This is a genomic window from Luteibacter sp. P4_E6, from assembly GCF_056401535.1.
In genome coordinates this window covers 1-4,250 of the sequence record NZ_JBFUJE010000342.1, presented here as the reverse complement: position 1 = coordinate 4,250, position 4,250 = coordinate 1, and the positions used below count along the sequence as shown (strand labels likewise).

Here is a 4,250-nt window from a genome sequence, read left to right as displayed (position 1 = left end):
GAACTGGGCCGGCGTGCCGGGAAGGCCGTCCAGCGAATCGAACAGGCTGACCGGCGGACGGTACGACGGATCCTGCAACGCGCGCGCCATGTGAGCGGCGGCGATGCGCGCCACACCCTGGGCAGTGTTCGCCCAGAAATCGCCACGCGCATCGCGAACCAGACCCGAGACGCCGCGCAACGGTTCTCCCAGCGTGGACACCGTTCGTGCCTGCCTGCCGACGACCACGCCGATACCGAGTTCGCCGCCCAACCACACCGCGTCGCGATCCTCGAGCAGGGCCGTGACGTTGCCGACGGCCAGGCCATCCGATGGCCCCAGCACCGTATCGTGCCCCGATTCGCGAATGACGACGGTGTTGCGGGCGAAGGCCATCCACAGGCGCCCGTGCGAATCGTTCATGAGGACCAGCGGAGCCGGATCGTTGGCGATGGTCGGCATCGGGTCGTGCACCCATTTGCCCTCGGTGAAGTGATAGATGCCCGGCCGGTTGATCGACAGCCACGCACCACCCTTGCCGTCACCCACGATGGCCTGCACACCGGTGTAATCCTCGGCGGGCAGCGGTGCGAATCGGTCGGGAACGCCGTCCTTCAGGCGCCACACCCCTTGCGGCCCGCCCAGCCAGGTCCCTTCGCGATCGCGCGATGCCGCCGTAATCGCTTCGGGAAAATCGCCCGGATCCACTCTGGTGGCGTCTACACGCGTCAACGGGCGATTCTTCGTGCCGACCCAGACACCGTGGCCTTGCGCGGCCACCAGTGCGAAGTCCGTCGCTCCCGGCGACAGCGGCGCGGGAAGAAGACGGCTGACGCGAAAACGGTCGAGCCCTCGACTGCCGCCGACCCAGATGTTGCCCTCACGATCCTGGATGACCGCCGTGAGGTAGTCGGAGCTGAGCCCGTCGCGCTCGACGAACCGCTGTGCCGCCGTGCCGCTTGCCTCGATCTGTTCGCGCGGCAGGTCGACCACACGCGGCACGCGACGAATGCCGTCGCCGAGCGTGGGCATCCACAGGGCGCCATCGCGATCGAACAACAGGCCCGCCGATGAGAGATTAAGGCTCGGGCCATGGTCTTCCGGCAAGGACGCGCTGACCCAGGCCGGTCGCACGCCGCCATCGGCCTCCGCGACCCAGATCGAGCCGTCCGGCGCTTCAGCGATGCGATTGATCCGACCGACCGAACGCGTCGCCAGCTCGAAACGCGTGCCGCCCCGGGGCAGCCAGGCGAGCGCCTGGTCGGTGGCGACCCAGAGGCGTCCTTCGCGGTCGACCGACAGGTTGCGCGCACGATTACCGGGTAAACCCATCGACGCGCCGACGAGGGACCAGTGTTGCCCGTCGAGACGCGCAAGGCCATTGAATGTCGCTGCCCAGATGCGCCCGTCCGGCGTGCCGCCGATAGCGTAGATGGTGGCCGTGGGCAATCCTGAGGACGCGGCGTAGTGGGTCGCGCGGTCGCCTTCGATGAAACTGGCCACGCCATAGCGAAACCCGACCCACAGCCCACCGGAGGGTGGCGCGTAAAGGGACGCGACGGTRGAGGCAAGGAAGTCGCCGCCTTCGCGCGGCCGGTAACGCTCGAAGGTCACACCGTCGAAGCGGTAGAGACCCGTCTGGGTGCCCAGCCAGAGATAGCCATCGCTGGTCTGCGCCAGCGCCGTGACCTGGCCAGGCGCGCCTTCGCGGACGGTCCAGGCCGTGTGATAGAACTGGTCGATCGCGCGATCGCGACTGTCGGCTGCGCGAACACCGGGCACGGCGAGGCTCCAGCCGACGACCAGCCATAACCACACAGCCACCCCGCGAGCCAAGCGCACCCGTTCACCCCCACGCCCTTCAAGGGCCAACGATAACGCGTGGCAGCTTCACTGCGTTAGACCGACGTCGCGCAGGAAGGCCAGCGAATCGGCGAGGACACGCGCCGCCGCCGGCGAGCGTTCGGGTGACGCAAGCACATGCGCTGCATGATCGTAAGCCACCGTCCGACGTTGTGACGCCGGCGTACCCAGCCAGCCAAACGCAAGCCGCATGGCGCTCACCGAGTTAAGCGTGTCGCGATCCCCCTCGCCGCCATCCCACATGCCGAAGAAGACGGGGCAGACGACGTCCTGCAGGACTTCCGGTCGCATGCGCTCGATAAACAGACGGGCGATGGCCCGGTAGCCGTCGGTATGCACCATCGACGACCAGTAGCGCCGCTGAAAAGGGGTGCGCTCCCCGGGGGGTGCCACGGATCCCTGAAGCGTCACTGCGGCACGCAGTTGCGCGGGATCGTGGACACGAATGCCGGGCGACCAGGCAACAACACCCGCCACGACATCTGGCCGGCTCGCTGCCAGGTCTAGTGCCAGCGAGCCGCCCATGGACGTACCGACGAGAAGTACGCGCTCGCCCAGCTGGAGACCGATGTCCAGCGCATGCCGGACGTCGGCACGCCAGCGCTCCGGCGACGCACCGGCCATGGCGTCCGGCGCATCGCTGCCGTGATCGCGCAGGCGGGCGAGGTAGAGGTGAGCGCCCACGGCTTGGGCGATCTCACGGTGGGCCGGCGCCCCTTCGCCCTGGCTCGCCGTGAATCCGTGTAGGTAGACGACGGCGAGTGGACGCCGACCATGCGGCGCTTCGCCATGAAAAACGATGCGTGCCTCGTTATCGGGTTTGATCGCCATCGCCGCCAACTCGCCCTGCCCGACCTCGCGAGCCAGGCCGTCGAGTTCGGTCACGCGCCGGCGTCCGCGGCGGTGCGTGCACCCTGGCGTTGGGCATCGATAAAACGATGCACCGAACGACCGAGGGCATCCAGCTCGACCACGGCGGCGCGCATGTCGCCACCGGCATCGATCAGCACGGAGAGATCGTCGCAGACCCTCGATGCGCCGGGTACGCCGAGGTTGCCCAACACGTTGCGCAGGGCATGGATGCACTCCGCGGCCGTGGCGATATCACGCGAGAGCACCGCGTTGCGCAAGGTGTCGAGATGGGTCTCCGCCGCTTGCGAACACAGGTCGATGAAGCCGATGTATTCCTCGACGCTGGTAAGCGCGCGCATCTCATTCAGCGGCGTAGCCACCGCACCACGCTCCGTCGGCTCGTCCAGCAGCGGCTGTTGCCAACCGCGCGCGGTTTCTTCCATGCGCCGCTCGGCCGCGATGGACTCGATCACGTCGAGGAGGCGCTGCGCGGCAATCGGCTTGGTCAAGTAAGCCCGTGCGCCAGCCTTGAAGGCGATGCGCACCGCGTCGTGGCTGGAATCGGCGCTGAGCATGACGATGGGCGGCACGCTTGCGGTGCGCCGGATCACGTCGATGCGGCCGAGCACGTCCCAGCCGGAACTCCCGGGCATGTGCAGGTCCATGAAGATCAGGTCGAAACCGTCAGCACGCAGGCACGCCAACGCCTCGTCGCCGTTCGCACTGAAGACCGCCCGGTGCCCCGCGCGCTCGAGGATGCGCCCGACGATCTCACGATTGGCCGCGTTGTCATCCACCACCAGGCAGCGTTGCGATTCCACGCGCGCACGGTGCTCGTCGAGCAGCTCGACCAGCGGGGTGTCCGCCACGCTGCGCGCGCCCGCGGCGGCACGCGGCAGCGGGAAGCGCCAGGTAAAGACTGCCCCTCCCATCGGGTTGTCGGTGACGTCGAGGCCACCCTGCATCTGCTCGGAGACATTGCGCACGATATACAGCCCCAGGCCAACGCCCTCCTGCCGCCTGCTCTCGCCGGCGCTGAGCTGATGAAACGGGTCGAAGATGCGTTGCTTGTCGGCATCGGCGATGCCGATGCCCGTGTCCGAAACACTGCAGGTGATCGTAGGGTCGCGGCCACCGACGCCCTCATGGAGATCCACGTGCACGTTCACCGAACCACCCGGCGGCGTGAACTTCAGGGCGTTGGACGCCAGGTTGGAGAGCACCTGCTCGATGCGCCCCGGATCGCCATTGAAGACACCCTCCACCGACGCGTCGCGGGCGAGGCTGAAAGCAATGCGCTTCTCCGCGGCAAGGGGGCGGCAAACCGCGCCCACCGTCGCCAGTACTTCGTCGAAGGCGAACGCCTGGTGGCGTAGCGTGAAACTGCCACCGGCGAACGAGGCCACGTCGAGCACCGCATTGACGCGATGCAAGAGGGCATTGGCGTTGGTCGACAACAAGGCGACAAGGCGGCGCTGGTCGTCGCTCATCACCGCGGTGTCGATCAGGGAGGCCGAGTGGATCACCGTGCTCAAGGGCGTCCGCATCTCATGACT

General features: G+C 67.7%; 3 protein-coding genes. All 3 read right to left on the bottom strand.

Annotation, left to right across the window (positions count from 1 at the left end; all coding sequences use genetic code 11):
- The coding region (locus AC1DT2_RS16805) for a ligand-binding sensor domain-containing protein (protein ID WP_477297592.1) at positions 1 to 1,821 on the bottom strand (1,821 nt) is incomplete at its 3' end.
- Positions 1,822 to 1,869: 48 nt separating this feature from the next.
- Positions 1,870 to 2,727, bottom strand: coding sequence for an alpha/beta hydrolase (locus AC1DT2_RS16800; protein WP_213949570.1), 858 nt, complete (start codon positions 2,725 to 2,727; stop codon positions 1,870 to 1,872).
- Positions 2,724 to 4,250, bottom strand: a 1,527-nt coding sequence (locus tag AC1DT2_RS16795; RefSeq protein ID WP_477297589.1) for an ATP-binding protein, incomplete at its 5' end; no start/stop codon positions are given. The genes AC1DT2_RS16795 and AC1DT2_RS16800, both read right to left, overlap by 4 nt.